The sequence below is a fragment of the Sphingobacterium lactis genome (genome assembly GCF_011046555.1).
Classification (GTDB): Bacteria; Bacteroidota; Bacteroidia; order Sphingobacteriales; family Sphingobacteriaceae; genus Sphingobacterium; species Sphingobacterium lactis.
In genome coordinates this window covers 2663204-2687137 of the sequence record NZ_CP049246.1, presented here as the reverse complement: position 1 = coordinate 2687137, position 23934 = coordinate 2663204, and the positions used below count along the sequence as shown (strand labels likewise).

The following is a 23934-nucleotide window of genomic DNA, read 5'->3' as shown; positions in this document are numbered from 1 at the left end:
ACTAATTTGTGCCTCCTATCATCACCCCTGGCTTATTCACCAAAGGAATTTTTATCAGGTTATCATCAACGATACTTTCCGGAAGGAAAACATACTTCTTATCATAGATTGTCCCATCAATATAATAGCTCAGCCAATATTCATTGGTCAGGCCAAAGACCTGGCTATCGATGGCTTCGATCTTTTGGATCGAATTGGCGTCCATATCACCGATGAAATGGCGGAGGGTCGTGGTTTTCACCTGCTTGCCATCTTTCTCACCATATCCACGGGAGGATACGAGTACATTACTGATGTCCACATCCTTCTCGTTTATCAAGTAGACATTCCACACCTTTGTGGTTGGGGTTTCCGATTCCAATACTACGGCTATCGATATGTCCTCAACAATATTTAAAGGTAGATCCTTTTTCATGGTAGCCTATTTCTTTTTAGCTCTAGTCGTTTTTGTTGTCTTAGCGGTTTTGGTCGCTTTCGTGGCCTTCGTCGCTCTACCTTTTTTCGCTGGCGAAGATTTTGTATCCTCTTCAGCCCATTTCAACACGTCTTCGTACGTGATTTTCTCCACTTCGGTACCTTTAGGGATCTTCAGGTTCTGCTTGCCGAAACGAACAAACGGTCCCCACCGGCCATTCTCGATTTTCGCTTCTGGGTTCTCATCAAAAATCTTGATGATCTTATCTTTATCCTTTTGGCGTTTCTCTTCAATAATCTGGATCGCCTGCGCCTCTTCCACATCCAACGGATCAATACCCTTAGGCAAGGAATAGAAACTGCTGTTGTGGCGGATGTATGGTCCAAAACGACCGATCGCCACCGTCATTTCCTTATCTTCAAATTCACCGACTTTCTTCGGCAACTTGAATAGCTCCAGCGCTTCCTCCAAGGTTATCGTTTCGATCATCTGCCCTTTTCTTAGGGACGCGAATCTCGGTTTCTCTTCATCGTCAGCCGTACCGATCTGTACCAATGGGCCAAATCTACCCACACGCACGGAAATTGGCTTTCCAGATTCCGGATCAGTTCCTAATTCACGCTCATGGGTCGCACGGTCCGCATTGTCCAAGGTATCCTGCACTTCCGAATGGAATGGTCCGTAGAAATTGGACAACATCTTTGTCCATTCCTTCATGCCCTGTGCAATCTCATCGAACTCTTTCTCGACTTTCGCCGTAAAATGGTAATCGACAATACCTTTAAAGTGCTGCACCAAGAAATCATTTACCAACACGCCGATATCCGTAGGGAACATTTTGTTGCGCTCGGCACCCGTGATTTCGGTTTTGGTCTGTGTGATTACCTGATCATTCTCCAAAGTCAGCACCTGGTATGCACGCTCCTTACCGTCGCGATCTTCCTTCACCACGTAACCTCTGTTCTGGATGGTGGAAATGGTCGGTGCATAGGTAGAAGGTCTACCGATTCCCAATTCCTCCAGTTTCTTCACCAAGGATGCCTCGGTAAAGCGTGCCGGTGGTCTCGAGAAACGTTGCGTTGCCTGCATGGATTCGCGCGTCAACTGCTGTCCCTGTGCCAATGGTGGCAACAAAGAATTGTCTTCATTGTCCAAGTCGATATCGTCACCATCATCATCTGTGGATTCAAAGTAAACCTTCAGGAATCCGTCAAATTTCATGACTTCACCTGTAGCTACCAGATCTTCCTGACGTGTTGAGATATCAATCTTAGCGGTTGTCTTTTCAAATTCCGCCTCACTCATTTGGGATGCGATGGCTCTTTTCCAGATCAATTCATATAGACGTTTCTCTGAATTATCCCCATCAATGGTGTGGTCGTTAAAATATGTTGGACGAATAGCCTCGTGCGCTTCTTGCGCTCCGGCGCTCTTCGTACGGTACTGTCTCTTCTTATGGTACTTGGACCCGTAAGCGTTGTTGATCTCCGCTTCAGCAGCCTGTAATGCCGTATCAGAAAGGTTCACGGAGTCCGTACGCATATAGGTAATGCGACCTGCCTCGTAAAGGCGCTGAGCAACCTGCATGGTCCGTGCTACGGAATACCCTAACTTTCTACTGGCTTCCTGTTGTAATGTAGAGGTCGTAAAAGGTGCGGCAGGCGTACGCTTGCTCGGCTTAGTCTCCAGGCTCTTCACCTCAAAAGCCGCCGAGATACAATCCGAAAGGAATTGCTTCGCTTCTTCTTCCGTGGGGAAACGTGTCGGCAATTCTGCCTTAAAGCGTTCCTTCTTGTTTCCGGTATTGAAAATGGCCACGATCTTAAAGCTCGCTTCGGCCGTAAATTTATTGATATCGCGTTCGCGTTCAACGATCAAACGTACAGCAACGGATTGCACCCGTCCAGCAGATAACGATGGCTTTACTTTTCGCCACAATACGGGCGAAAGTTCAAAACCCACCAATCTATCCAAGACCCGGCGTGCCTGCTGCGCATTCACTAAATTAAAGTCAATCTTACGTGGTGAATCAATGGCTTTTAAAATGGCAGGTTTGGTAATTTCGTGAAAAACAATACGTTTGGTATTATCATCTTTCAATCCTAAAGTTTCGTACAGGTGCCACGAGATCGCTTCTCCCTCGCGGTCCTCATCGGACGCTAGCCACACGGTTTCCGCGGACTTGGCCAACTTCTTTAACTCGCTGACAATCGCTTTCTTATCCGACGGAACCTCATATTTTTGTTTAAAGTTATCCTCCGTATCGATAGCGTCATCAGTTTTTACCAAATCACGAATATGTCCATAACTGGACTTCACTAAAAAATCTTTTCCTAAATACCCTTCTATAGTTTTAGCCTTCGCAGGCGACTCTACAATCAATAGATTTTTTGCCATTTAATTTTTTATGATTTCTTGCAAAGAAAACGATTTCAAAATGGAATGCAAATTAATTTTTTACCCATTGGGCTAAAATGTGCGCATTATCATTTCTTATTTTATCCAAATATCCAACAGAAAAAAGACCGCAAAGACCACCGATGCAATGCCATTCGTGGTCATGAAGGCGCGGTCCACGCGACTTAAATCGGTTGGGCTAACAATACGGTGCTGATAGATCAATAAGAACCCATATAACGCCACGCCGATGTAGTAAAAAATGCCCGTTGGCAAGTAGAATATCGGTAACAGGACAAATATAAAGGACAAGACATGAAGCACTTCGGAAATCCTTAAGGCTGTCTTTCCGCCAAAGTTGGCCGGAATGGAATTCAGGCCGTTGGCCTTATCAAATTCCTCATCCTGCAAAGCATAGATGATATCAAATCCCGATACCCAAGTCAACACGGCCAATCCATAATATATAGGTACAATATTGAACACACCCGTTACCGCCAGGTAAGCCCCCACCGGTGCCAATCCCAAACCGATGCCCAGCACAATATGACACAAAGGCGATATTCGTTTCATGTAGGAATAGAACAAAATAACGAACAAGGCAATCGGCGCCAATAAGAAACACAGGAAATTGATGAAATAACAGGCAACCATGAAAACGATACAATTGATGATCGTAAAAAGAAGCGCCTGTTGTGCACTGACGCGACCAGCAGGAATATCCCGAACGGCCGTCCGTGGATTCAACGCATCAATGTCCCGATCCAGATACCTATTGAATGCCATCGCAGCATTTCTGGCCGTCACCATACACAGGAGCATCAGCAGGAACAACTTCCACTCAAATTGATAGTCCGTCGTCTCTACAGCAAGAAAAAAACCAATGATCGCAAAGGGAAGTGCAAAGATACTGTGTGCAAACAGCACAAGCGACATATATTTCTTCATGGATTATTCTATCGGCGAAATGAAGTTAGCATTAATATCATCAATGGTGCTCAACACCTGCTCACAGCCTAATTTTGTTTCCGAGGAGGTCAGGATATGTGCAGGAACTTCCTCAAACCATGTTTTCAGGGCTTTGCGGAACTTCGCTACGTTCTGGTCTCCTTTCACAATGGATTGCTTGTCCGCCTTGGTGAACAGCAACAGGAACGGTATCCCCTTCTCCCCCAACCAATAACAGAAATCAAGATCGATCTTCTGCGGCTCCAAACGGGAGTCAATCAGGACGAAGACACATTGTAAATTTACCCGGTTCACGAGGTATTCACGGATGAACTTCTCCCAGATGGCACGGTTCTTCTTGGAGGTCTGCGCAAACCCGTAACCCGGCAAATCCACCAGGTACCAGTGCTCATTGATCAAGAAATGGTTGATCAGCTGCGTCTTCCCCGGTTTCTGCGAGGTCTTAGCCAAACCCTTCTTCCGGGTAATCGCATTGATCAGCGATGATTTGCCCACATTGGAGCGTCCAATAAATGCGTATTCCGGTTTATCGGCAACCGGAAGCTTGGAAACATCCGTATTACTCGTAACAAATTCAGCTTTTTGAATAATCATGCTACAAAGGTACAATTTAATAGCTTTTATTTATTATGCCATCCTTTGTTGATTTTCCCGCCGATTATCAATAAAAAGAATTAAATTCAGCACCAAAACCTATTTGTAATGCTAGAGATACGCAACATTGTTAAACAATATGCCAAACATAGGGCGCTTGATGACGTTTCCATCACGGTTCCCCAAGGAAAGATCTACGGACTTCTGGGGCCCAATGGTGCCGGAAAGACTTCCCTGATCCGGATTATCAACCAGATTACGGCTCCCGATTCCGGGCAGATTTATTTTGATGGTACTCCGCTCAACCCTTCCCACATCGGCCGCATCGGCTACCTGCCGGAAGAACGCGGCCTGTACAAGAAGATGCAGATCGGTGAGCAGATGATCTATCTTGCCCAACTGAAAGGCCTTTCCAAACAGGAAGCAAAAAATAAGATCAAATTTTGGTTCGAAAAACTGCAGATCGAATCCTGGTGGGACAAGAAAGTGGAAGACCTCAGTAAGGGGATGCAACAAAAAGTACAGTTTGTGGCAACCGTCCTCCATGAACCCGACTTGATCATTCTGGACGAGCCATTTTCCGGTTTTGATCCAGTAAACGCCCAGGTCATCCAAGATGAAATCCTGGAACTGAACAAAAAGGGTGCAACCATCATCTACTCCACCCACCGCATGGAATCTGTGGAAGCCTTGTGTGACAATATCGCGCTGATCAACAAATCCAAACTTGTCCTCGAGGGTTCTGTTAAGGAGATCAAGGAAACCTATCGAAACCAGACCTATTCCATTGAATATGAAGGCCAGGACATTGGCATCAACGATGAACTTTGGGAGGTCCTTGGCCAAAGTGTCAATGATCACAAGAAGATCACCATTAAACTGCAACCGGAGAAAACGCTGAACGATGTTCTGATCTACCTGATTCCCTTAGTGGAAATCAAACAGATCTTTGAAATCATTCCATCCATGAACAGCATTTTCATCGAAAAAGTAACAGACAGAAATAACCCTACATATTTAAACCATGAATAAAATTTTATTGATCATCCAAAGGGAATACCTGAGTAGGGTAAAAAAGAAATCCTTTCTATTGACCACCTTCTTGGTGCCCTTATTTTTCATTGCGATGTATATCGGTATTTTCCTGCTCTCAAAAAAGAGCTTTGAGGATGCCAACGCGCTGGTTTATGTGGTTGACAACACCAATGAAATAAGCACCTTGCTGGAAAATACGGAAGGCCTGAAGTTTTCGAATTCCACGATGGAGTTGAACGAACAGATCCAGGAAATCAAGGGAGAAAAGAAAAACACCAACATCCTATTGATTCCGAAAGACTTCTACACCAGCCATAAGATCGAATTTCTTTCTTCAGGAAAACCCAATATCACCACACAGAGTGAAATTGAGAATCAATTGGAAGAGATCCTGTTGAACCACCAATACAAGGAACTGAATATAGACCCGCAGACGATCCGAAACATCGACAACACGGTACGTGTCGACGCGAAGGAAATTACGGAATCTGGTGAAGCGAAAAGCAGTGATACGCGTATAGCGATGGGCATTGCCATGGCGCTCTCCATTTTGATTTACCTATCCCTATTCTTATATGGTGCCCAGGTAATGCGCGGCATCATTGAAGAAAAGTCCAACCGCATTATCGAGGTTATTATTTCCTCGGTCAAGCCTTTTCAATTGATGATGGGCAAGATCGTCGGCATCGGATTGGTCGGTATTACACAATTCCTCTTATGGATCATTCTCAGCTTTGCCCTAGCAGGTGTGGCCACCAGTTTTCTTGGCGACAAGAATGAATTCCAGGAGCAGATGATGAAGAACAACCCACAGGCGCCAGAAATGGATTCGGGAACCATTATGTCCGAGATCGGTACAGCCATGGAATCGGTCAATATCCCGGAATTGCTGATCTGCTTCTTCCTGTTCTTTATCGGGGGTTACCTGTTGTACAGTGCCCTGTTCGCAGCCGTTGGTTCTGCCGTTGATAATGAAACCGAAGCAAACCAATTTACCATGCCGATCACCACACCTTTATTATTGGCGTATGTCCTCTCATTCGGGGTATTGATCAATGATCCACATGGTCAGGTCGCAACCTGGTTAAGCTTCATTCCCCTAACGTCGCCGATTGCCATGTTGGTACGGGTTCCATTTGGGGTACCCATCTGGCAGATCGCCCTCTCCTTCGGGCTCCTGGTACTCGGATTTGTGTTCACCACCTGGGTTGCCGCCAGAATCTATCGCGTTGGTATCCTGATGTACGGAAAGAAAGCGAGTTTCAAGGAACTTATCAAATGGTTCAATTACAAGAATTAACATAGCCACATGTCCAAAAGCCCGATCGATTCCAAGGAATGGATCGGGCTTTTGTTTTCAAAAAAGTAGACACCTTAATCACTGGCAATCCCTCTTTTTTGCTACCTTTACGCCTATTGAAAAATTAACATTCAATACAATCTCAACTTTATATGGCTAACAGAATTAATCTTACGGTATTCAAAAAGTTCTTTTCTTCGAATACAGGTGGCGGATTACTTTTATTCCTTTGCGTTATCATTTCCCTTCTGATCGCAAATTCCGGACTGGCGGAATCATTCAATTCATTTTTACAAACGAAACTCGGATTCGAGAATGACACCGTTCATCTGAACTACAGCATTAAACAATGGATAGATGATGGCTTAATGGCCATTTTCTTTTTATTGGTCGGTTTGGAGATCAAGCGTGAGCTTGTCGAAGGGGAACTATCCTCACCAAAGAATGCCATTCTGCCGATCCTTGCCGCCGTTGGTGGGGCAATCGTCCCAGCCTTAATCTATGTTTTCTTTAACCATGACCAACCCACTCACCACGGTTGGGGGATTCCAATGGCTACAGATATTGCCTTTGCCCTGGCCATTATTTCCCTTTTGGACAAACGTGTCCCGACCAGCTTGAAGGTGTTCCTTGCCGCATTGGCTATCGTGGACGACCTGCTGGCCATTCTGGTGATCGCTATTTTCTACTCCACAGAGCTGCATTACACCTACCTGATGTATGCCGGAGCCATACTTGCCCTTTTGATTGCCTTCAACAGGTTCGGTGTCAAATCCGTTTGGGCGTATGTCATTCCCGGTCTATTTATTTGGTACTTTATCCATCACTCGGGCATCCATGCAACGATCGCAGGTGTCCTGGTTGCCATGACCCTGCCGACCACGCCAGATGAAAAGGAATCTACACTCGAAAAATTGGAACATGCATTGGCCAATCCCGTCAACTTCATCATCATTCCCCTATTCGCTTTGGTCAATACCAACATCACCATTCACCAAGAAATGATCGGTGGCTTGACTACACCTCTTGGCCTGGGGATTATCCTTGGTTTGTTCTTCGGAAAGACCATCGGGATTTTCATTACCACCTGGCTCTGTGTCAAATCCAAGATTGCCAACCTTCCTGAACATGCCAACTGGAAACACATGGCGGGTGTCGGTATGCTCGGCGGTATTGGGTTCACCATGTCGATCTTTATATCCATGCTTTCTTTTAAGGATCCACTTTTTATTGAAGAGGCAAAATTTGCCGTACTGATCGGGTCATTGATTGCCGGTTCCTGTGGTTACTTCTACCTAGCAGCATTAAGCAAGAACAAAAAAGGCGCATAACGTGCCTACTGTATATGATTATGGCGTCGGCGCATTTTGCGCTGACGCTTTTTTTATATCAAAAAAAATATCCGATACAAGATCTATTGCTCCGCTTACTGGTCATTCAGCATTAGATTTGGCATTTCGTTATAAGAAAATTAATTAAAAAAGCGCGTTTAAACACGTGTTACAAAAGGTATATAAAAAAATAAAGCTTGAGTCAATCGGGCGATCGCTCAAGCTTTAAAAAATAACCTCTAATGAGGTAATCAACCTAAACCTAAGACAAAGGTAGATAAAATAAGGTGAAACTTCCAAATTTTTTTCTGTCATGGAAGTGTCTTCTTAACAATAAAATATTTAACTATCTGGAAACCAAAGGATTAAATGTATAAAAAAAAGGTTTTCAAACGGGGAGAATGAAAACCTTTAATAACCAATTATAAACCTAAATTATGATGACACAAAGATAGTGTACATTCTACACTTTTGCAAATCTTTTTTAAAATAATTTTAAAAAAGTCCCCTACGCACCATTCTAGCCCCAAAATTGGTATATTTGAATAAATCACAAGATATATGTTTACAGGAATCATAGAGACATTAGGCGTTGTCAAGCGCATTGAACCCGAACAATCCAACCTTCACTTCTATATTGAATCAAAAATCTCCCCTGCCCTTAAAATTGACCAGAGTGTTTCGCACAACGGTGTATGTTTAACGGTGGTCGGTGTATCTGGCAATGAACACCAGGTCACTGCCATCAGGGAAACCTTGGAGAAATCAAATTTGGATTCCTTAAAAGAAGGTGATGTTGTCAATCTGGAGCGTTGCGTGCTTATGGATGGTCGTCTGGATGGACATATCGTTCAAGGTCATGTGGATCAAACGGCTGTCTGTACAGCTGTCGAACCTCAGGATGGCTCGGTCCTATTTACGTTTGAATATGATGCAGAACTGCATAACGTTACGGTAGAGAAAGGTTCCATAACGGTCAATGGCATCAGCTTAACCGTGGTCAATTCCGAACGGAACAGTTTCTCGGTGGCCATTATTCCTTTTACGCTTGAACATACGAACATGAAGGACATTGAAATCGGAAAGACGGTCAATCTGGAGTTCGATATCATTGGCAAATATGTCAGCAAATTACTCTCCTTAAGAGATTAAGTTAAATGCACACATAACGAGCATAAAAAATGGGTTTTTCTACAGTGAAAAACCCATTACTTCTTTTTTCTTTTTGCTCTTGAACTTTTCCGGTACGATCTGTAGGATTTCATTCTTAAGCATATTGATCGCTTGCTTCTTGACGAAGTTCTGCGGTGTCACCAGACTGATCTCGCGCACCGGTTCAGGTCCCTTGAAATAACGGACATGGGCCAATTGATCTTCATCATAAGCCGCAATGCTCAATTCTGGCAAGATCGTCAACCCGCCGTTCAATTCCACCATCCGCTTCAATGTTTCCACACTGCCCGTATTGTAGTCAAAAGTCCCCTCCTTGGAATGGTTGTGCTTGTAGTTGCAGATATTCAATACCTGCCCACGCATACAGTGACCTTCATTCAATAACCAAAGTTTCTCATCGGCTATATCGTCCGTACTCAACATTTTCTTTTCGAAGGCATGGCTTTTTTCGGAAACATAGGCCACGAATGTCTCGTAGAATAGCGGGGTCTCCTGAATGGCCGAATCGTGCAATGGCGTGGATAGTATCCCGCAATCCAAGGTGCCCAATTTCAATTCCTGTACAATCTGCTCCGTGGTGTATTCCCAGATCTGCAGTTTCAATTTATCATATTTCTTCATAAACGAAGAAATGACCAGTGGCAATAGGTACGGTGCTACCGTAGGAATAACGCCTACCCGAAGTTCCCCCGTCAACTCCCCTTTCTCGGCCTGCAGAATCTCGGTAATCTTCTTGCTTTCCGTTAAAACTGTCCGCGCTTGCTCGATGATCTTTTCCCCGATTTCCGTCGGAACGACCGGTTGCCGGCTTCGATCAAAAATCTTAACGCCCAATGACTCTTCCAATTTCTGGATCTGCATGCTCAGCGTCGGTTGCGTGACGAAACATTTCTCAGCTGCGGCTACAAAGCTACGGTAGGTATCAACGGCTATTATGTATTCCAATTGTACTAAGGTCATCCTATAAATTTTGTTTATACAAAAATACAATTGTTAGGCTACTTCCCCAACCCTATTCCGGATAAAGACATAAAACAAACAAAGCCCGAACTCACGCCCGGGCTTACCATTTAATTAACTTAATCTTAATGCTTGTCTTTATATTTCATCTCCAAATCGAGGATGATATCTCTCTTGCGGCCTTCGATCAGCGAAAGATTGCCGGCAACAAAAACACCTTTATCACCTGTCTGGGTATTCGATATGCCATACACCGACGATTCATCTGCCGGATCGGATTCTCCCTCATACCTGTACAGCACATCAATATCGTAGTTTGCGGCATCTGCCGAAAGTTCATCAAATTCAACGTTATAGTCAATTGTATATCCCTGTTTTGCTAAATTATCCAGGGCCTCGGTCATCGTAGCGTATTTGAAAGTTTTATCCATGGTATTTTATATTTTCTTTACTAAAAACACCTAACTTTGGATATTGTTTTCGTAATTCAGTAAAATCACTTCATACAAAAGCTGCTCAATATTATGCCACATCCAGCGCCAGAACCACAATTTACCCCGGCCACAGCCTTCGAAAGACTACTAGAAGTTTTATATACCTTACGGGTCGAATGTCCTTGGGATAAGAAACAAACCATGGAATCCCTTCGGCACCTGACCATTGAGGAAATGTACGAACTGGCGGATGCAATCCTCGAAGAGGATCACCAGGAAATCAAGAAAGAGTTGGGCGATATATTGATGCACCTGGTCTTCTATGCCCGGATTGCGGAAGAGCAGGATAAATTTACCATTGTGGATGTGTTGAATGGGATCTGTGATAAATTGATCTCCCGCCACCCCCACATCTATGGCGACGTGGAAGCCGCGGATGACGAGCAGGTGAAGCAGAACTGGGAAGCCCTGAAATTGAAGGAAGGCAATAAATCTGTTCTATCTGGAGTGCCAAAGGGATTGCCGGCATTGGTAAAGGCGTACCGGATCCAAGATAAGGTCCGTGGAGTCGGTTTCGACTGGGAGGACAAGGCCGAAGTCTGGAAGAAGGTCGAAGAGGAACTGGCGGAATTCAAAGCTGAATTTGATATCCAGGATTCCAAGAAAATAAATACCGAAAATGCCGAACAGGAGTTTGGGGATTTGCTGTTTTCCCTGATCAATTACGCCCGCCATTTGGGCATTAACCCCGAAAACGCATTGGAAAGGACCAATAAGAAATTCATTAAACGCTTCACCTATATCGAGGAACGTGCTGCCGAAAATCAACAGCAATTGAAGGATATGACCCTGGAGGAAATGGATGTGTATTGGAATGAGGCAAAGAAATTAAAATAGTCGAAAATTCTTGATATCTTTAATCAAGAAACCACTTTTTGTATGAAATATCTTGTCAAATTCCTAAAATGGCTGGGCATAGCCTTGGTTGCCATCATCGTTTTAACCGTCGCTGCATTATACATCTTCAAAGCAGATTATCTCCTCAAGGGAGTTTATGTAACGTATCTACAAGGCCATAAAACAGCCTATCTCGATGATTATAGGTTTTTTGACAATCATACCATTCAGACCGGCACCCCACAGCCATGGGCCAAAGCAAAGGATTACAATAGCGTAAAAATCACCCCGGAATTGAAAGCGATCCATGAGCAATGGAAATCCGTAGCGTATGTGATCATCCACCGGGACAGTGTGTGGTTTGAGGAATATTACGGTGGCTACACCGACTCGTCCAGGTCCAATTCCTTCTCCATGGCCAAAAGTATGGTCGCCGCCATCTTGGGCCGCAGCATACAGGATGGAAAAGTGAAGAACATCCAACAGAAGATTAAGGATTTCGTTCCGGAGATTACCGGTCCGTATGCGGACTCCCTAACCTTTGAAAATTTGGTCAGCATGAGCTCCGGCATGAAATGGAGCGAAGACTATTATGATCCATTTTCCATTACCACACGTTTATATTTTGACAAGGATATCGTCGGTGCACTTTCGGTGATGCCAATCGATAAGCAACCCGGACAACAATTCATTTACAAGAGTGGCGATACCCAATTGCTGGGCATCGCCTTGCAACGCGCAACAGGCAAAAGCCTTTCCGAGCTGCTGAGTGATTATTTCTGGAAACCCATGGGTGCCGAACATACCGCCCTATGGCAGGTTGATTCCGAAAAGAAGGGTATCGAAAAAGCTTACTGTTGTGTAGCAAGTAATGCGAAGGACTTTGCCCGATTCGGCAAACTTTACCTGCAACATGGCCAATGGAATGGGCAGTCGTTAATCGATTCTGCCTATGTACAAAAATCGATCACCAATTTCTTTCCGGACTCACCGCAGTATGGATACGGTTGGTGGATCGGTAAGTACGCCGAGAAGGACTATTTCTATATGGATGGGCACCTCGGGCAATATGTTATCGTGATCCCGCAAGATGACCTGATCATCGTCCGACTGGGCCATGGTATCGACGGAAAACCACGTACAGATCCCTCCTCTTCCTTCAATAAATTCATTGACCAGGCCTACATCATGCTGGGCGATCGAATTGAAAAATAAGCAGATACAGGAAAGGTTTTGTTTCGTTTCGCCTTTTGCACGGATAAAACGTATATTAAAACCCGTAAAACAAACAGATAAAAATTGAATACGTTAGCCGTTATTTTCGATATGGATGGTGTGATTGCACACACCAACCCCTACCACGCCAAGGCATTTGAAGCCTTTTTCGACAAGTACAAAATTCCCTATTCAGAGGAGGAATTTGAGAAACACATGTATGGAAAGCACAACAGCTATATCTTCACGCATTTTTTCAAACGTCCCATCCGTGGGAAGGAATTACTGAACCTGGAGATGGAAAAAGAAGGCCTGTTCCGCGAGATTTACGGAGCGGAAGTCAAGCCGATCCCCTACTTACCCAATTTCTTGGAAGACCTGCATGTAAACGATGTGCAGTTGGGCGTTGCCACTTCAGCGCCACGCGCCAATATGGACCTGATCCTGGACGCGCTGGACATTCGTAAGTTCTTCAAATCCACTTTGGGCAGTGAAAATGTGGAATTGCACAAACCCCACCCCGAAGTGTACGAGAAATCAGCGGCCAACCTGGGCATTGATCCTGCAAATTGCTTTGTCTTCGAAGATTCCTTCTCAGGAGTTACTGCCGGTCTGAATGCCAACATGAACGTCATTGGCGTACTAAGTACCCATAAAAAAGAAGAACTCCCGGTATGTCTGGATTATATTGAAAATTATAAAGACATGAACTTTGCCCGATTGCGGGAAATTTACCGCGAGCATGTGGGATAGCGCGCTGCAACTCCTTCATTCTCCCTGGGCGTGGGCCTTGTACTTCTTCTGCGCGATGCTGATCGGCATCTCCAAAACGGGGATCCAGAACGTCGGTACTTTTGCTGTTCCGCTCTTTGCACTACTGTTTGGCGCCAAATATTCGACGGGCATAGTGTTGATCCTACTGTGCATGGCGGACCTGCTGGCGGTCATCTATTACCGCAAGCAATTTATATGGTCCGAAATCAAAGCCATGTTGCCATCTGCCTTTCTTGGTCTATTCATTGGTTTATTTGTCGGGGAATACATCGATGATCAGACGTTCAAGATCACGATGGGCGCCTGTATCCTCGTCTCAGTCCTGTTAATGGTCTGGGGAACGAATAAAGCCAAAAATCAGGGCGAAGGAAGAGATTTCACCGATAATTGGTGGTATGCTCCCATGTTCGGTTTACTTGTCGGATTCTCGACGATGATCGGCAATGCTGCAGGACCGGCCTTAACCATTTTCCTGCTGACAAGGAAAATGGATAAATATACCCTGGTTGCTACGGGCGCCTGGTTTATCATGATCCTTAACTTCACCAAGATCCCTCTGCAACTGTTCGTGTGGCAGAATCTGAGTTGGGAAGGCTTTATGCTGAACCTGATGGCAATTCCTTTTATTGTGCTGGGCGGATTCATCGGCATCCGTTTGGTGAAGATTATCCCAGAAAAAGAATTCAGGATCATCATCCTCACCTTGGTCCTGGCATCCTCCCTCATGTTGATATTTGGTTAACGAGGAGAACACACGACATAAAAAAATCCCGAATTCAAAAAATTCGGGATTTTATATTTCTGGATTTCTCTTATTAGAATGCGGTTGTATCTGCTGGTGTTTCAGCAGTTTCCGGTGCCTTATCGATCAACTCCATGAATTGATCCAATTTCGGCGTAATGATGATCTGTGTTCTCCGGTTCCGCGCTTTACCTTCGGCAGTACTGTTGTCTGCAATCGGGTTGTATTCACCGCGACCACCTGCTGTCAGGCGCTTCGGATCAACCCCATATTGATTCTGTAAAGCCTGCACCACGGATGAAGCACGCAAGGTACTCAAATCCCAGTTGTTCCGGATATTTGATTTCGAAATCGGATCCGTATCGGTATTACCTTCGATCAACACTTCGTAATCTTTGTAATCCTGGATAATCTTCGCAATCTTGGACAGTGTTTCGCCTGCACGATCCGAGATCTCGTAACTTCCGGATTTGTACAACATATTATCTGATAGGGAGATATAAACCACCCCTTTCAATACTTGCACATCCACATCTTTCATTTCTTCGCGGCTAAGTGAGCGCGTTAGGTTGTTCGTCAGCACCATGTTAAGCGAGTCGCTCTTCTGCTTGGTGTTCACTAAATGTTGGATATATTTATTGGAAGCATTGATCTCATCCACCAATTTGGAGATATTAACATTTCCTTGGGTATTCTGGTTGATACTGTTATCCAATGTACCCTGTAACCTGGCCAATGCCTCCCGAAGGCCTGCATTGTTCTTACGTTCCTGTTCCAACTGATCTTCCAGACTTTTTACGCGAGCACGGCTCTCGGTTAGATCCAACTCACTCTGTCTGTATTTTTCACTTAAGTCTGTGTATTGCGTCTGCAATGCCTGATGGGTTTTCTTGCTCACCCCACAGGAGGTAATCAATAATCCCGACATCAACAGTAATGGTACGCTTATTCGTTTAATCATAACACTTGATTTTAATTGTACGCTTTATAGTTGTAACTCTCCTATGCAAAAGCAATGCCTTTTTTTGAAAAAAGACCATAATAACTGCCTCAGCGTATGTAATCATAGATTTTATGAGGAAAGTTCGCATTTATCACTTATTAATTCTCAATAAATATAACCTATCGCATGCAAAAATCCCAAGGAAGAAGGTGTATTAAACATTTAAGTTCCAATTCAATTGGGGAATGACAGAACAGCAGAAAATTTCTCGCTGGCGCAAGAGTTTTGTGGAGGGTTTGTGCGGTGGATCTCTTGTGCCTTAGACATTTCTCGCTGGCGCAACCCTAAAAATAAAGCCAATGTAATGCAAATCTCTCAGCAACGCCGACCAATTGTAAAGGGATTTGTGATTGACCTTGTTTGACATGCGTCCGAGGTGAGAGCGTGGTCAGAGCGTGGTGAGAGCGTGTCATTAGACACGGTCCCACCACGGTTGCAATACGGACGCACTACGCTCGCATGTCGGACAAGGTCCATAAACCCTGATGACCGCTCCATGCCCGTTTTTATGAAGGATACCCACCCTATATAGGAAGGGGCATCTTTACAAATTTCATAATGCCAGTGCGTGGTGGGATTTTAGTTTTTATAAAGTTGACTGGGAAAAATTGAAAATCTGTTCAAATGGTTGTTTCTAAATTGCCAAGAATGCAATCCTATGGGAATAAGAGGGAAATTGAAGGGATTTCAGTGCTGATTGTCAACAATATACCCAAAAGAATGGATATATGAAAATGGAATTCAAGCGCAACACCGAAGCTGAGCTGATAACAACAAAAAAGGCTTGAAATCGGGGAGATTTCAAGCCTTAACTAACCAATTATTAACCTAAATTATGAATACTAGCATACTTTCAAATGCTGTGCCAAAAAATTAGCCATCAAAAAAATAAATATTAAATTTTGTAAAAGAGGGCAAATAACAGGCTATTATGGTACTTTTGTGACATGCAAAAATTAAGCACTTATCTGGACAACCTGAAAATTGAGGCCTTAAACCCGATGCAGGAACAAGTTATGGATCAATTCGTAAACGGTCGTGACTTTGTTTTACTATCCCCTACGGGCTCCGGCAAGACCTTGGCATTTAGCCTATTGGTCCACAAGCTCTTGCTGGAAAGCAACAAAACAGGTGTACAGAGTTTAATTGTTGTACCTACGCGTGAACTGGCGCTCCAGATTGAAACCGTGATAAAACAGATGGATCCCCATGTGAATGTGGCCTGTATCTATGGCGGGAACAATAACCAATTGGAAAAGGATAAGTTGAAGCAGCAACCGCCCATCGTTATCGGAACGCCGGGACGGATCATCTACCACATCGAGCGTGTACCAGACCTATTGGTCAATTGCGAAACACTCGTATTGGATGAATTCGACAAATCGCTGGAACTGGGTTTCCAGGATCAGTTGAGTTTCATCATTGCTGCCTGTCGTTTTGTGAAGCATAAAATCCTGACCTCTGCAACCGATATGGAGGAGCTCCCTGAATTTCTCGCGTTGAATAACCCCGTTAAGCTGGATTATTTCGATGGAGACAAATTACGTCCGGACCTCTCCTACTATAAAGTCATCAGCTCGACCAAACTCAAACTCGAATCCCTCTTCAAACTGATCTGCAAGATCGGAAATGAACGTGTCCTGGTATTCTGCAACCACCGCGAAGCCGTGGAGCATATTTCCGATATTTTGGAAGGCAAGGGTATCGACAGCATCCCCTACCATGGCGGACTGGAGCAATTTGTGCGCGAACTGACGATTACCAAGATCAAGAATGGCAGTCAGAATATCCTTGTCACGACAGATCTTGCTGCCCGTGGATTGGATATCCCGGAAATGAACCACGTTATCCATTATCAATTTCCGTACAAGGATGAAGATTTCATCCACAGAAATGGTCGTGCAGGAAGAAATGGCCAAAAGGGCTATATCTATGGGATTTTGACCGAGGAAGACCGTGCAGCCAAATTCCTGGACCATGCTGAGACAATTACACTTGATGAATTCTACCCACTTCCCGAACCACCTGCCTACAGAACCCTGCGCATCAGTGCCGGAAAGAAACAAAAAGTAAACAAGATCGACATCGTCGGGTATATCCTGAATCTACCGGATATCGATAAGGATGACTTGGGCGTGATCGTAGTGAAAGCACATGACTCCTACATTGCCGTGAAGCAAGAGGTTGCTGCTAAAGTAGCCAAAACAGGCTCTAACGGAAAGATCAAGGGCAATAAAGTGCGGATTAATCTGATTTAATCCGATTCGATCTACTAATTCTATTTAATAAAGTCCAGGATAGCCTCGGGTACGAGGTGACTGATATCACCTTTATTCTTCCAGATGTCGCGAACGATGGTGGACGATATATGGGCCTTACCGCTACGGCTTACCAAGAAGTAGGTCTCAATATCAGGTGCCAAAATCAGGTTATTCTGGGCAATAATATTCTCATAATCCAAATCGGCACCGTTGCGGATTCCGCGCAGGATAAAGTTCGCACCCACCGATCGGCAAAAATCCACGGTCAATCCGGTATAGAAACTTACTTCCACCTGCGGCACCTCCTGATACAGTGCTGTGATGGCTTCTTTGCGGCTGTCCGTATCCATCAATCCCACCTTAGAACTGTTCACGCCAATGGCGATGTAGATCTTATCGAATAACGGCAATGCCCTTTCGATGAGATCGTGATGGGCTATGGTATAAGGGTCAAAGGAACCTGGAAATACTGCTATTTTCATGATGGTAAGGTATAAAAACTAAACGAAGAATTACCGTATTGGCGTGTTTCCTGAAAATGGGGATGGTCCACCATCTTTCGGTTGCTCGGATGCTCCACAATCAATAAGCCCCCCGGTTTCAATAAATCGCCCTCCAGAATAATTTTCGGCAACATGGGCAATTGTCCCAAGTCGTAAGGTGGATCTGCAAAGATCAGGTCATAGGATTCTTTTGCCGATTTGATGTATTTGAACACATCCGCCTTGCGCGCTTTTATCTGCTCCAGATTCAGCTTCTTGGCGGTATCCGTAATATAGATGACACATTTGCCGTGCTGATCGACTGCATCGACCTTAACAGCATGGCGGGAAGCCAATTCAAAGGAAATATTGCCCGTTCCAGCAAACAGGTCCAGGCAAGTCAGCTCGTCAAAATCCAATCTGTTGTTCAAGATATTGAACAGCGCCTCCTTAGCGATATCCGTTGTGGGACGAACAGGAAGGTTCTGTGGTGGATTTAACCGCAATCCAGCTGCTTTTCCACCTATGATGCGCATGTCGGCAGATCTAAAAGGTACAATGAACTGACCTCTTCCTCCAAAGCCTCATTGGCTTTTGCAGGATGGGACGCTTTGATGTAAACAAGCTCATGGGCATAGTTATCCAACTTACGCAGGACGCTATCTTCCAGATCAACTCCAGACACCAATGCTTTCGTAACCTTATCCTTAAGCTGGAAATTATCGAAAACATTGAGGATAAAATAACTGAGGTCATCATCCGAAAGGATCTCGAAGGTATTGTAGAATTTAAACTGTCCATTCACGAAAAGGAAAATATCGGTTGTACTGTTGTTGAAAACAACACCAACCACCTCCCCTTTCAGAGGAATGTATGGGCGTGCCTGCAGTAGGTTCAGTTTGAATTCCGGAATAAAGACAGCACTTGGAAACAGTGTTTTCCAACGGTGGCTCAACAGCACATCGTATTGGTACAGGGCTTGGATCTGTAGGAAATCGAGGTGCTCGGTTTCGATGGCTGCCGATGGATTTTCCATAAAGTCCCGGTATGCATCCAGATCCTCTTCCTGATATAGATCCTGCGGTATAAAGGTCAGGTTCTGGCTTGGTACACTGACGAAGACCTGTTGGAAAGGTAGGCTCAGCAACTTCAACGCTTCCTCGCTGGGCTCCATGCTTTCGAACTTCATGTAGACCAGGATTTGACCTTCCGCATCCAGGACATAAAGCATATCATATTCATAATTTGCCTTGACGATCAGTGTGTATTGCGAAATATAATGTAGATGAAATTGTTTTGCCGTATAGTTCATTCCGTTGCAAATGCTTGAACCACAAAATTAGTTTTAAAAATTGGATTGACCAACCTTTTGGATAACTTTGAACTGTGCAGATAAAAAACACCCTAATCCAACAATTTTCGCATGCGCCCACCGAACAGCAGATCGAGGTTTTCTCGCAACTGGCGAGTTTCCTGATGACTTTTCGGTCGGACAGCTGTTTTATTTTGAAGGGGTATGCGGGTACGGGAAAAACCTCCATTATCGGCGCATTGGTCAAAACGTTGCCCAAATTGATGAAGCGTTCCGTGCTACTTGCCCCAACGGGTCGGGCCGCCAAGGTAATGAGCGCCTATTCCGGGCGCAATGCACTGACCATCCATAAGAAAATCTACAGGAAAAAGAATGCGGCAAGCTTGGACATGGACTTCAGCTTGGGCGATAACAGCCATGAAAACACGTTATTCATCGTTGATGAGGCCTCCATGCTCAGCAATGAGGGTGTCACCATGTTTTCCCAAGGCCTTTTGCACGATCTCATTCGCTATGTACAATCGGGCGAGAACTGCAGTTTGATGCTCGTAGGTGATATTGCCCAACTCCCGCCTGTCGGATTGGAAGATAGCCCGGCTTTGAACCCCGAATATATGAATGGGGAATTCGGACTGGATATCTTCACCTACGAATTGACCGATGTCGTCCGCCAGGATAAACATTCGGGCATCCTGTACAATGCGACCAAAATCAGGAACGAGATCCGGTTGGACGAAGAATTTGCAGAATACAGCTACCCCAAATTCGTCACTAAGGGATTCCACGACATCTTCCGTATGAATGGGGACCGCCTGATCGAAGGGCTGCATTATGCGTACGATAAATTTGGGATCAATAACAGCATGGTCATCTGCCGGTCGAACAAATCCGCCAATCTGTACAACAAGCATATCCGAAACCAGATTCTGTTCCGCGAGGAAGAAATCACCGGAGGTGACCTGATCATGGTGGTCCGCAACAATTACTATTGGCTCCAGGAAAATGACGAAAAGAGTACGGGATTCATCGCCAACGGTGATATGGCCGTGGTAAAGAAGGTCAGCAACATCCATGACATGCACGGATTTCGATTTGCGGACCTGTACCTGGAATTTATGGACAACAACGAAGGCGATGCCATACGCTGTCGGGTATTGCTGGATAGCCTTTATGTGGATTCGGCCAACCTGCCCTATGAGCAACAGAAGGAACTCTACAACAGTATTGCCGAAGACTATGCCGACATCGGCACGAAAAAGGACCGCATGGACGCCATCAAGAAAGACCCCTACTACAACGCACTGCAGATTAAATTTGCCTATGCCATTACCTGCCATAAAGCCCAGGGTGGTCAATGGCCCTTGGTCTTTGTTGATCAGGGGTATATGGTGGATGAAATGCTCAATACGGAATTTATGCGCTGGCTGTACACCGCCATAACGCGGGCAACACAAGAGCTCTTCCTGGTCAACTTTAACGAAAAGTTCTACCCACACTAATCTTATCAAAAATAATACACTATTGCTTCTTTATTGGCTGTAGAAAAGAATATTTTCGCAATTCAAAATTGACTTAATAGAATCACATGAAGTATTATTTCCTAGGTTTATGCCTCCTGATCGGCAGTTATGCCACTGCACAGGAACCATCTACACTAGCCAAACCAAACTATCAACTGGCCGCGAAATATTCACCGGCAAAATTGAGCAAGATGATCTTCTCCACCGAGGTCAATCCCAACTGGATAAATTTTGGTGACAAGTTCTGGTATGAGTACAATTCTCCTAAGGGTAAGAAATGGTACCTGGTGGATCCGAAGACCAGAAAGAAATCTGAATTATTCGATCACGCCGAGATGGCTTCCCGAATTACTTCCATCGTGAAGAATCCATTCGACGCACAGCACCTCGATATACGGAACCTTCGTTTTATGGAAAATGAGAACTTGATACGCTTTGAGGTACAGAGCACAAAGGACACCGTGAAAACCAAGGAAGAGATCAAGAAATTGACCAATAAGAACGATACCCTAAAAAAGAAACTCTTCTATTTTGAATATAACCTGAGCAACAAAAATCTGCGGGAGTTATCTGAGGACAGTAAGGACAAAAGCCGCTTATTCTGGGCAAACTTCAATCCGGATACCACCAAAGTATTCTATGCGAAGGACTATAACCTGTACTGGATGGATTACGCCAACTTCCAAAAAGCACAGAAAGATGAAAAGGACTCCACCATTGTAGAGCATCAGATCACAACGGATGGCGTTCAGTACTATGCTTGGGGCGGTGATGAGTATTCCTCCACAACCGGAGATAAGAAATCGTTGGACGAGGAAAAGAAAAAGCGTAAACCGGTTTGGATCAACTGGTCCCCTAACGGGCGCTATTTCACCTTGACGCGGAAAGATAACCGGGAGTTGAGTGCGCTATGGGTCATCAACAATGTGGCCGCGCAGCGACCGACCTTGGAAACCTATAAATATCTTATGCCCGGCGAATTGGACTCCACGGAAACAGAGCTGCACATTTTTGATGCTTCCACCTTAAAATCCCGTCAGGTACCGGTTGCTGCATTCAAGAACCAGACCATCAGTTCCTGGAATGCTGATCGGAACAAAAACAGCTATAAAGGAAAACACTACATCAACTACTGGTTAGGTAATGACGAGGAATTCTATATTGCACGATCCAGCCGCGACCTGAAGCGCATCGATATCCTAGCGGTCAATGTAGCCACTGGCCAACCGCGTACTGTTATCGAAGAACGGTCAAACGTGTACCTGGACGTGAAAAAACCTTACCTGATCAATAATGGAAATCAATTGATCCATTGGTCACAACGCGACGGCTGGGGACATTTCTATTTATACAATAAAAATGGTGCCCTGGTGAACCAGATTACCAATGGAGCGTATCACTGTGATGAGTTGAGCAGTTACAATGAAGCTACGGGAACCCTATACTTCAAGGCAAACGGCCTTGAAAAAAATATAGATCCGTATTATTCCTTCTTTTATTCCGTGAACAAGAACGGCGGAAATGTGAAATTATTGACTCCTGGAAATTTCGATCACCAGGTCACTTCAAGCGAGTCTGGCAATTACTTCATCGATAATTTCTCCCGTGTCAACACTGCTCCCGTGAGCAACCTGTACAATGGAAATGGTCAATTGGTCATGAAATTGGAGGAAACGGATCTGAGCAACCTATTGGCTTCGGGCTACAAATTCCCAGAACCATTTACTGTAAAAGCTGGCGATGGCATCACTGACCTGTACGGTGTGATGTACAAACCGTTCGATTTTGATTCGACAAAGACTTACCCGATCATCGAATATGTGTACCCCGGACCGCAAACCGAAGCGGTAAACAAGAGCTTTGGTCGTTCCATGGACCGTATCGATCGCTTGGCCCAAATGGGCTTTATCGTGGTATCCGTAGGAAACCGAGGTGGACACCCTTCTCGCTCCAAATGGTACCATACCTATGGCTACGGAAACCTACGGGATTACGGATTGGAGGACAAAAAAGTAGTTGCAGAACAGCTTGCTAACCGCTATTCTTTCATAGACATCAACCGTGTAGGTATCACGGGGCACTCTGGTGGTGGTTTTATGTCGACCGCTGCCATGCTGGTATACCCGGATTTCTTCAAAGTAGCCGTTTCGGGTGCCGGAAATCACGAGAACAATATCTATAACCGTTGGTGGAGCGAGCGCCACCATGGCGTGAAGGAAGTCGTGAACGCAAAAGGCGATACCACTTTCTCCTACCAGATCCAGAAAAACACCGAATTGGCGAAAAACCTCAAGGGACATTTGTTACTTGTCACCGGTGATATCGATAATAATGTGCACCCCGCGAACACGATTCGCATGGTGGATGCTTTAATCCGTGCAAATAAACGTTTCGATTTCTTATTATTGCCTGGTCAACGTCATGCATTTGGCGATATGACCGAATATTTCTTCTGGCGCATGGCGGATTATTTCAGCCAGCACCTGTTGGGAGCCTCTGCCATGAACGAAGTTGACATCATGGAAATGAACCGGGAAAAACCCATGGGTAAATAATATGACCAATAAAAACGCAAAAACCATTCAAGAAGCCCTAATGTATATTGGGGCTTCTGATTTAAATACCGATTTGTTGCAGATCGTTTCTCTGGAAGATCTACTGGCGATGAATATGGACCGGAAGAACCCGCGACTCGCCTTTCGAACTGCATGGGCGGTGGAGCATATCCTTTTGAAGCATACCGATCTCCTAGCGCAAGTTTATCCAACAATGCTATCCCAGTACAACCAATTGGAAAACTGGAGCTGCCTACGCAGCTATACCAAGCTAATCATGTGGATGTTAGGTAGGGAAAATAAAAGCATTTCTTTAACGGAAAGCGAACAGGAGTCAATTTTGGATAAAACGTTTTCCATCGTAGAAGATCCCGAATGTCCGGTAGCTGTACTGGTCAATGGGTTGGATATCCTCTTCCTGCTTTCGTTGGAGATGAAATGGCTACGGACGGAACTCCGGATGCTCGTGGAATTCCATCTGGAAAAAGAAGCTACCCCAGCTTTGAAGAGCCGAGGTAGTATGTTGTTGAAAAAATTAACGAAGTTAAATTGATCCGATCGGGAT

General features: G+C 44.8%; 22 protein-coding genes. 12 read left to right on the top strand and 10 right to left on the bottom strand.

Going from position 1 to position 23934, the window contains the following annotated elements:
* Nucleotide 1: 1 nt before the first annotated feature.
* From G6N79_RS11675 to yihA, 4 genes are all read right to left on the bottom strand, one after another.
* Nucleotides 2–415 (bottom strand): hypothetical protein, encoded by a 414-nt coding sequence (locus tag G6N79_RS11675; protein WP_103906377.1) that lies wholly within the window; start codon nucleotides 413–415, stop codon nucleotides 2–4.
* A gap of 6 nt (nucleotides 416–421) precedes the next feature.
* Nucleotides 422–2812, bottom strand: a complete 2391-nt coding sequence (gene topA / locus G6N79_RS11670) for a type I DNA topoisomerase (protein WP_103906378.1) — start codon at nucleotides 2810–2812, stop codon at nucleotides 422–424.
* A gap of 96 nt (nucleotides 2813–2908) precedes the next feature.
* On the bottom strand, nucleotides 2909–3760 hold the full coding sequence (locus tag G6N79_RS11665) for a UbiA-like polyprenyltransferase (RefSeq protein WP_103906379.1): 852 nt from the start codon (nucleotides 3758–3760) through the stop codon (nucleotides 2909–2911).
* Between the two features lie 3 nt (nucleotides 3761–3763).
* Nucleotides 3764–4375 carry a ribosome biogenesis GTP-binding protein YihA/YsxC gene (yihA, locus tag G6N79_RS11660; RefSeq protein ID WP_103906380.1) on the bottom strand — a complete coding sequence of 204 codons (612 nt, stop codon included), beginning with the start codon at nucleotides 4373–4375 and terminating at the stop codon, nucleotides 3764–3766.
* Between the two features lie 108 nt (nucleotides 4376–4483).
* On the opposite strand from yihA, the gene G6N79_RS11655 reads away from it, so the two are divergent.
* From G6N79_RS11655 to G6N79_RS11640, 4 genes are all read left to right on the top strand, one after another.
* Nucleotides 4484–5407 carry an ABC transporter ATP-binding protein gene (locus tag G6N79_RS11655; RefSeq protein ID WP_103906381.1) on the top strand — a complete coding sequence of 308 codons (924 nt, stop codon included), beginning with the start codon at nucleotides 4484–4486 and terminating at the stop codon, nucleotides 5405–5407.
* The gene (locus tag G6N79_RS11650; protein WP_103906382.1) at nucleotides 5400–6710 is read left to right on the top strand and encodes an ABC transporter permease; all 1311 of its coding nucleotides are present in this window, start codon (nucleotides 5400–5402) and stop codon (nucleotides 6708–6710) included. The genes G6N79_RS11655 and G6N79_RS11650 overlap by 8 nt, the downstream gene beginning before the upstream one ends.
* 152 nt (nucleotides 6711–6862) lie before the next feature.
* Nucleotides 6863–8041, top strand: coding sequence for a Na+/H+ antiporter NhaA (gene nhaA, locus G6N79_RS11645; RefSeq protein ID WP_103906383.1), 1179 nt, complete (start codon nucleotides 6863–6865; stop codon nucleotides 8039–8041).
* Nucleotides 8042–8602: 561 nt separating this feature from the next.
* Complete coding sequence (locus G6N79_RS11640; protein ID WP_103906384.1) at nucleotides 8603–9193, top strand: riboflavin synthase; 591 nt, start codon at nucleotides 8603–8605, stop codon at nucleotides 9191–9193.
* Nucleotides 9194–9232: 39 nt separating this feature from the next.
* Here the strand turns inward: G6N79_RS11640 and G6N79_RS11635 are convergent, their stop codons facing one another.
* Together G6N79_RS11635 and G6N79_RS11630 are read right to left on the bottom strand one after the other, a co-directional pair.
* Nucleotides 9233–10174: a hydrogen peroxide-inducible genes activator gene (locus G6N79_RS11635; protein WP_103906385.1), complete on the bottom strand. Its 942-nt coding sequence runs from the start codon at nucleotides 10172–10174 to the stop codon at nucleotides 9233–9235.
* A gap of 125 nt (nucleotides 10175–10299) precedes the next feature.
* The gene (locus G6N79_RS11630; protein WP_103906386.1) at nucleotides 10300–10605 is read right to left on the bottom strand and encodes a hypothetical protein; all 306 of its coding nucleotides are present in this window, start codon (nucleotides 10603–10605) and stop codon (nucleotides 10300–10302) included.
* Nucleotides 10606–10698: 93 nt separating this feature from the next.
* On the opposite strand from G6N79_RS11630, the gene mazG reads away from it, so the two are divergent.
* From mazG to G6N79_RS11610, 4 genes are all read left to right on the top strand, one after another.
* Nucleotides 10699–11505, top strand: a complete 807-nt coding sequence (gene mazG / locus G6N79_RS11625; RefSeq protein WP_103906387.1) for a nucleoside triphosphate pyrophosphohydrolase — start codon at nucleotides 10699–10701, stop codon at nucleotides 11503–11505.
* Nucleotides 11506–11547: 42 nt separating this feature from the next.
* A complete protein-coding gene (locus G6N79_RS11620) occupies nucleotides 11548–12720 on the top strand; it encodes a serine hydrolase domain-containing protein (protein WP_103906388.1) in 1173 nt (390 codons plus the stop codon).
* 84 nt (nucleotides 12721–12804) lie between these two features.
* The gene (locus tag G6N79_RS11615; RefSeq protein WP_103906389.1) at nucleotides 12805–13473 is read left to right on the top strand and encodes an HAD family hydrolase; all 669 of its coding nucleotides are present in this window, start codon (nucleotides 12805–12807) and stop codon (nucleotides 13471–13473) included.
* A complete protein-coding gene (locus G6N79_RS11610) occupies nucleotides 13463–14236 on the top strand; it encodes a sulfite exporter TauE/SafE family protein (RefSeq protein WP_103906390.1) in 774 nt (257 codons plus the stop codon). The genes G6N79_RS11615 and G6N79_RS11610 overlap by 11 nt, the downstream gene beginning before the upstream one ends.
* A 73-nt stretch (nucleotides 14237–14309) precedes the next feature.
* Here the strand turns inward: G6N79_RS11610 and G6N79_RS11605 are convergent, their stop codons facing one another.
* Nucleotides 14310–15197: an OmpA/MotB family protein gene (locus G6N79_RS11605; protein ID WP_103906391.1), complete on the bottom strand. Its 888-nt coding sequence runs from the start codon at nucleotides 15195–15197 to the stop codon at nucleotides 14310–14312.
* A 989-nt stretch (nucleotides 15198–16186) separates the two neighbouring features.
* On the opposite strand from G6N79_RS11605, the gene G6N79_RS11600 reads away from it, so the two are divergent.
* Entirely contained in the window at nucleotides 16187–17497 is a 1311-nt protein-coding gene (locus G6N79_RS11600) for a DEAD/DEAH box helicase (RefSeq protein WP_103906392.1), read from the top strand.
* Between the two features lie 20 nt (nucleotides 17498–17517).
* Here the strand turns inward: G6N79_RS11600 and coaD are convergent, their stop codons facing one another.
* Genes coaD through G6N79_RS11585 form a run of 3 tightly spaced genes read right to left on the bottom strand, consistent with a single transcriptional unit; the run spans nucleotide 17518 to nucleotide 19294 of the window.
* Nucleotides 17518–17982: a pantetheine-phosphate adenylyltransferase gene (coaD, locus tag G6N79_RS11595; protein WP_103906393.1), complete on the bottom strand. Its 465-nt coding sequence runs from the start codon at nucleotides 17980–17982 to the stop codon at nucleotides 17518–17520.
* Nucleotides 17979–18518: an RsmD family RNA methyltransferase gene (locus tag G6N79_RS11590; RefSeq protein WP_103906394.1), complete on the bottom strand. Its 540-nt coding sequence runs from the start codon at nucleotides 18516–18518 to the stop codon at nucleotides 17979–17981. The genes coaD and G6N79_RS11590 overlap by 4 nt, the downstream gene beginning before the upstream one ends.
* Nucleotides 18506–19294, bottom strand: a complete 789-nt coding sequence (locus G6N79_RS11585; protein WP_103906395.1) for a DUF3822 family protein — start codon at nucleotides 19292–19294, stop codon at nucleotides 18506–18508. Before G6N79_RS11585 ends, G6N79_RS11590 begins: the two co-directional genes overlap by 13 nt.
* Nucleotides 19295–19368: 74 nt before the next feature.
* Between G6N79_RS11585 and G6N79_RS11580 the strand changes: the two genes are divergently transcribed.
* The 3 genes from G6N79_RS11580 (at nucleotide 19369) to G6N79_RS11570 (ending at nucleotide 23922) form a co-directional block, all read left to right on the top strand.
* Nucleotides 19369–20793 carry an ATP-dependent DNA helicase gene (locus G6N79_RS11580; protein WP_103906396.1) on the top strand — a complete coding sequence of 475 codons (1425 nt, stop codon included), beginning with the start codon at nucleotides 19369–19371 and terminating at the stop codon, nucleotides 20791–20793.
* Nucleotides 20794–20879: 86 nt separating this feature from the next.
* On the top strand, nucleotides 20880–23369 hold the full coding sequence (locus G6N79_RS11575) for a S9 family peptidase (protein ID WP_103906397.1): 2490 nt from the start codon (nucleotides 20880–20882) through the stop codon (nucleotides 23367–23369).
* Nucleotide 23370: 1 nt separating this feature from the next.
* Nucleotides 23371–23922 carry a hypothetical protein gene (locus tag G6N79_RS11570; RefSeq protein WP_103906398.1) on the top strand — a complete coding sequence of 184 codons (552 nt, stop codon included), beginning with the start codon at nucleotides 23371–23373 and terminating at the stop codon, nucleotides 23920–23922.
* Nucleotides 23923–23934: the final 12 nt, after the last annotated feature.

Coding starts and splice junctions, on each gene's coding strand:
- G6N79_RS11675 (WP_103906377.1), bottom strand. CDS start 415: ATGAAAAAGGATCTACCTTTAAATATTGTTGAGGACATATCGATAGCC.
- topA (WP_103906378.1), bottom strand. CDS start 2,812: ATGGCAAAAAATCTATTGATTGTAGAGTCGCCTGCGAAGGCTAAAACT.
- G6N79_RS11665 (WP_103906379.1), bottom strand. CDS start 3,760: ATGAAGAAATATATGTCGCTTGTGCTGTTTGCACACAGTATCTTTGCA.
- yihA (WP_103906380.1), bottom strand. CDS start 4,375: ATGATTATTCAAAAAGCTGAATTTGTTACGAGTAATACGGATGTTTCC.
- G6N79_RS11655 (WP_103906381.1), top strand. CDS start 4,484: ATGCTAGAGATACGCAACATTGTTAAACAATATGCCAAACATAGGGCG.
- G6N79_RS11650 (WP_103906382.1), top strand. CDS start 5,400: ATGAATAAAATTTTATTGATCATCCAAAGGGAATACCTGAGTAGGGTA.
- nhaA (WP_103906383.1), top strand. CDS start 6,863: ATGGCTAACAGAATTAATCTTACGGTATTCAAAAAGTTCTTTTCTTCG.
- G6N79_RS11640 (WP_103906384.1), top strand. CDS start 8,603: ATGTTTACAGGAATCATAGAGACATTAGGCGTTGTCAAGCGCATTGAA.
- G6N79_RS11635 (WP_103906385.1), bottom strand. CDS start 10,174: ATGACCTTAGTACAATTGGAATACATAATAGCCGTTGATACCTACCGT.
- G6N79_RS11630 (WP_103906386.1), bottom strand. CDS start 10,605: ATGGATAAAACTTTCAAATACGCTACGATGACCGAGGCCCTGGATAAT.
- mazG (WP_103906387.1), top strand. CDS start 10,699: ATGCCACATCCAGCGCCAGAACCACAATTTACCCCGGCCACAGCCTTC.
- G6N79_RS11620 (WP_103906388.1), top strand. CDS start 11,548: ATGAAATATCTTGTCAAATTCCTAAAATGGCTGGGCATAGCCTTGGTT.
- G6N79_RS11610 (WP_103906390.1), top strand. CDS start 13,463: ATGTGGGATAGCGCGCTGCAACTCCTTCATTCTCCCTGGGCGTGGGCC.
- G6N79_RS11605 (WP_103906391.1), bottom strand. CDS start 15,197: ATGATTAAACGAATAAGCGTACCATTACTGTTGATGTCGGGATTATTG.
- G6N79_RS11600 (WP_103906392.1), top strand. CDS start 16,187: ATGCAAAAATTAAGCACTTATCTGGACAACCTGAAAATTGAGGCCTTA.
- coaD (WP_103906393.1), bottom strand. CDS start 17,982: ATGAAAATAGCAGTATTTCCAGGTTCCTTTGACCCTTATACCATAGCC.
- G6N79_RS11590 (WP_103906394.1), bottom strand. CDS start 18,518: ATGCGCATCATAGGTGGAAAAGCAGCTGGATTGCGGTTAAATCCACCA.
- G6N79_RS11585 (WP_103906395.1), bottom strand. CDS start 19,294: ATGAACTATACGGCAAAACAATTTCATCTACATTATATTTCGCAATAC.
- G6N79_RS11575 (WP_103906397.1), top strand. CDS start 20,880: ATGAAGTATTATTTCCTAGGTTTATGCCTCCTGATCGGCAGTTATGCC.
- G6N79_RS11570 (WP_103906398.1), top strand. CDS start 23,371: ATGACCAATAAAAACGCAAAAACCATTCAAGAAGCCCTAATGTATATT.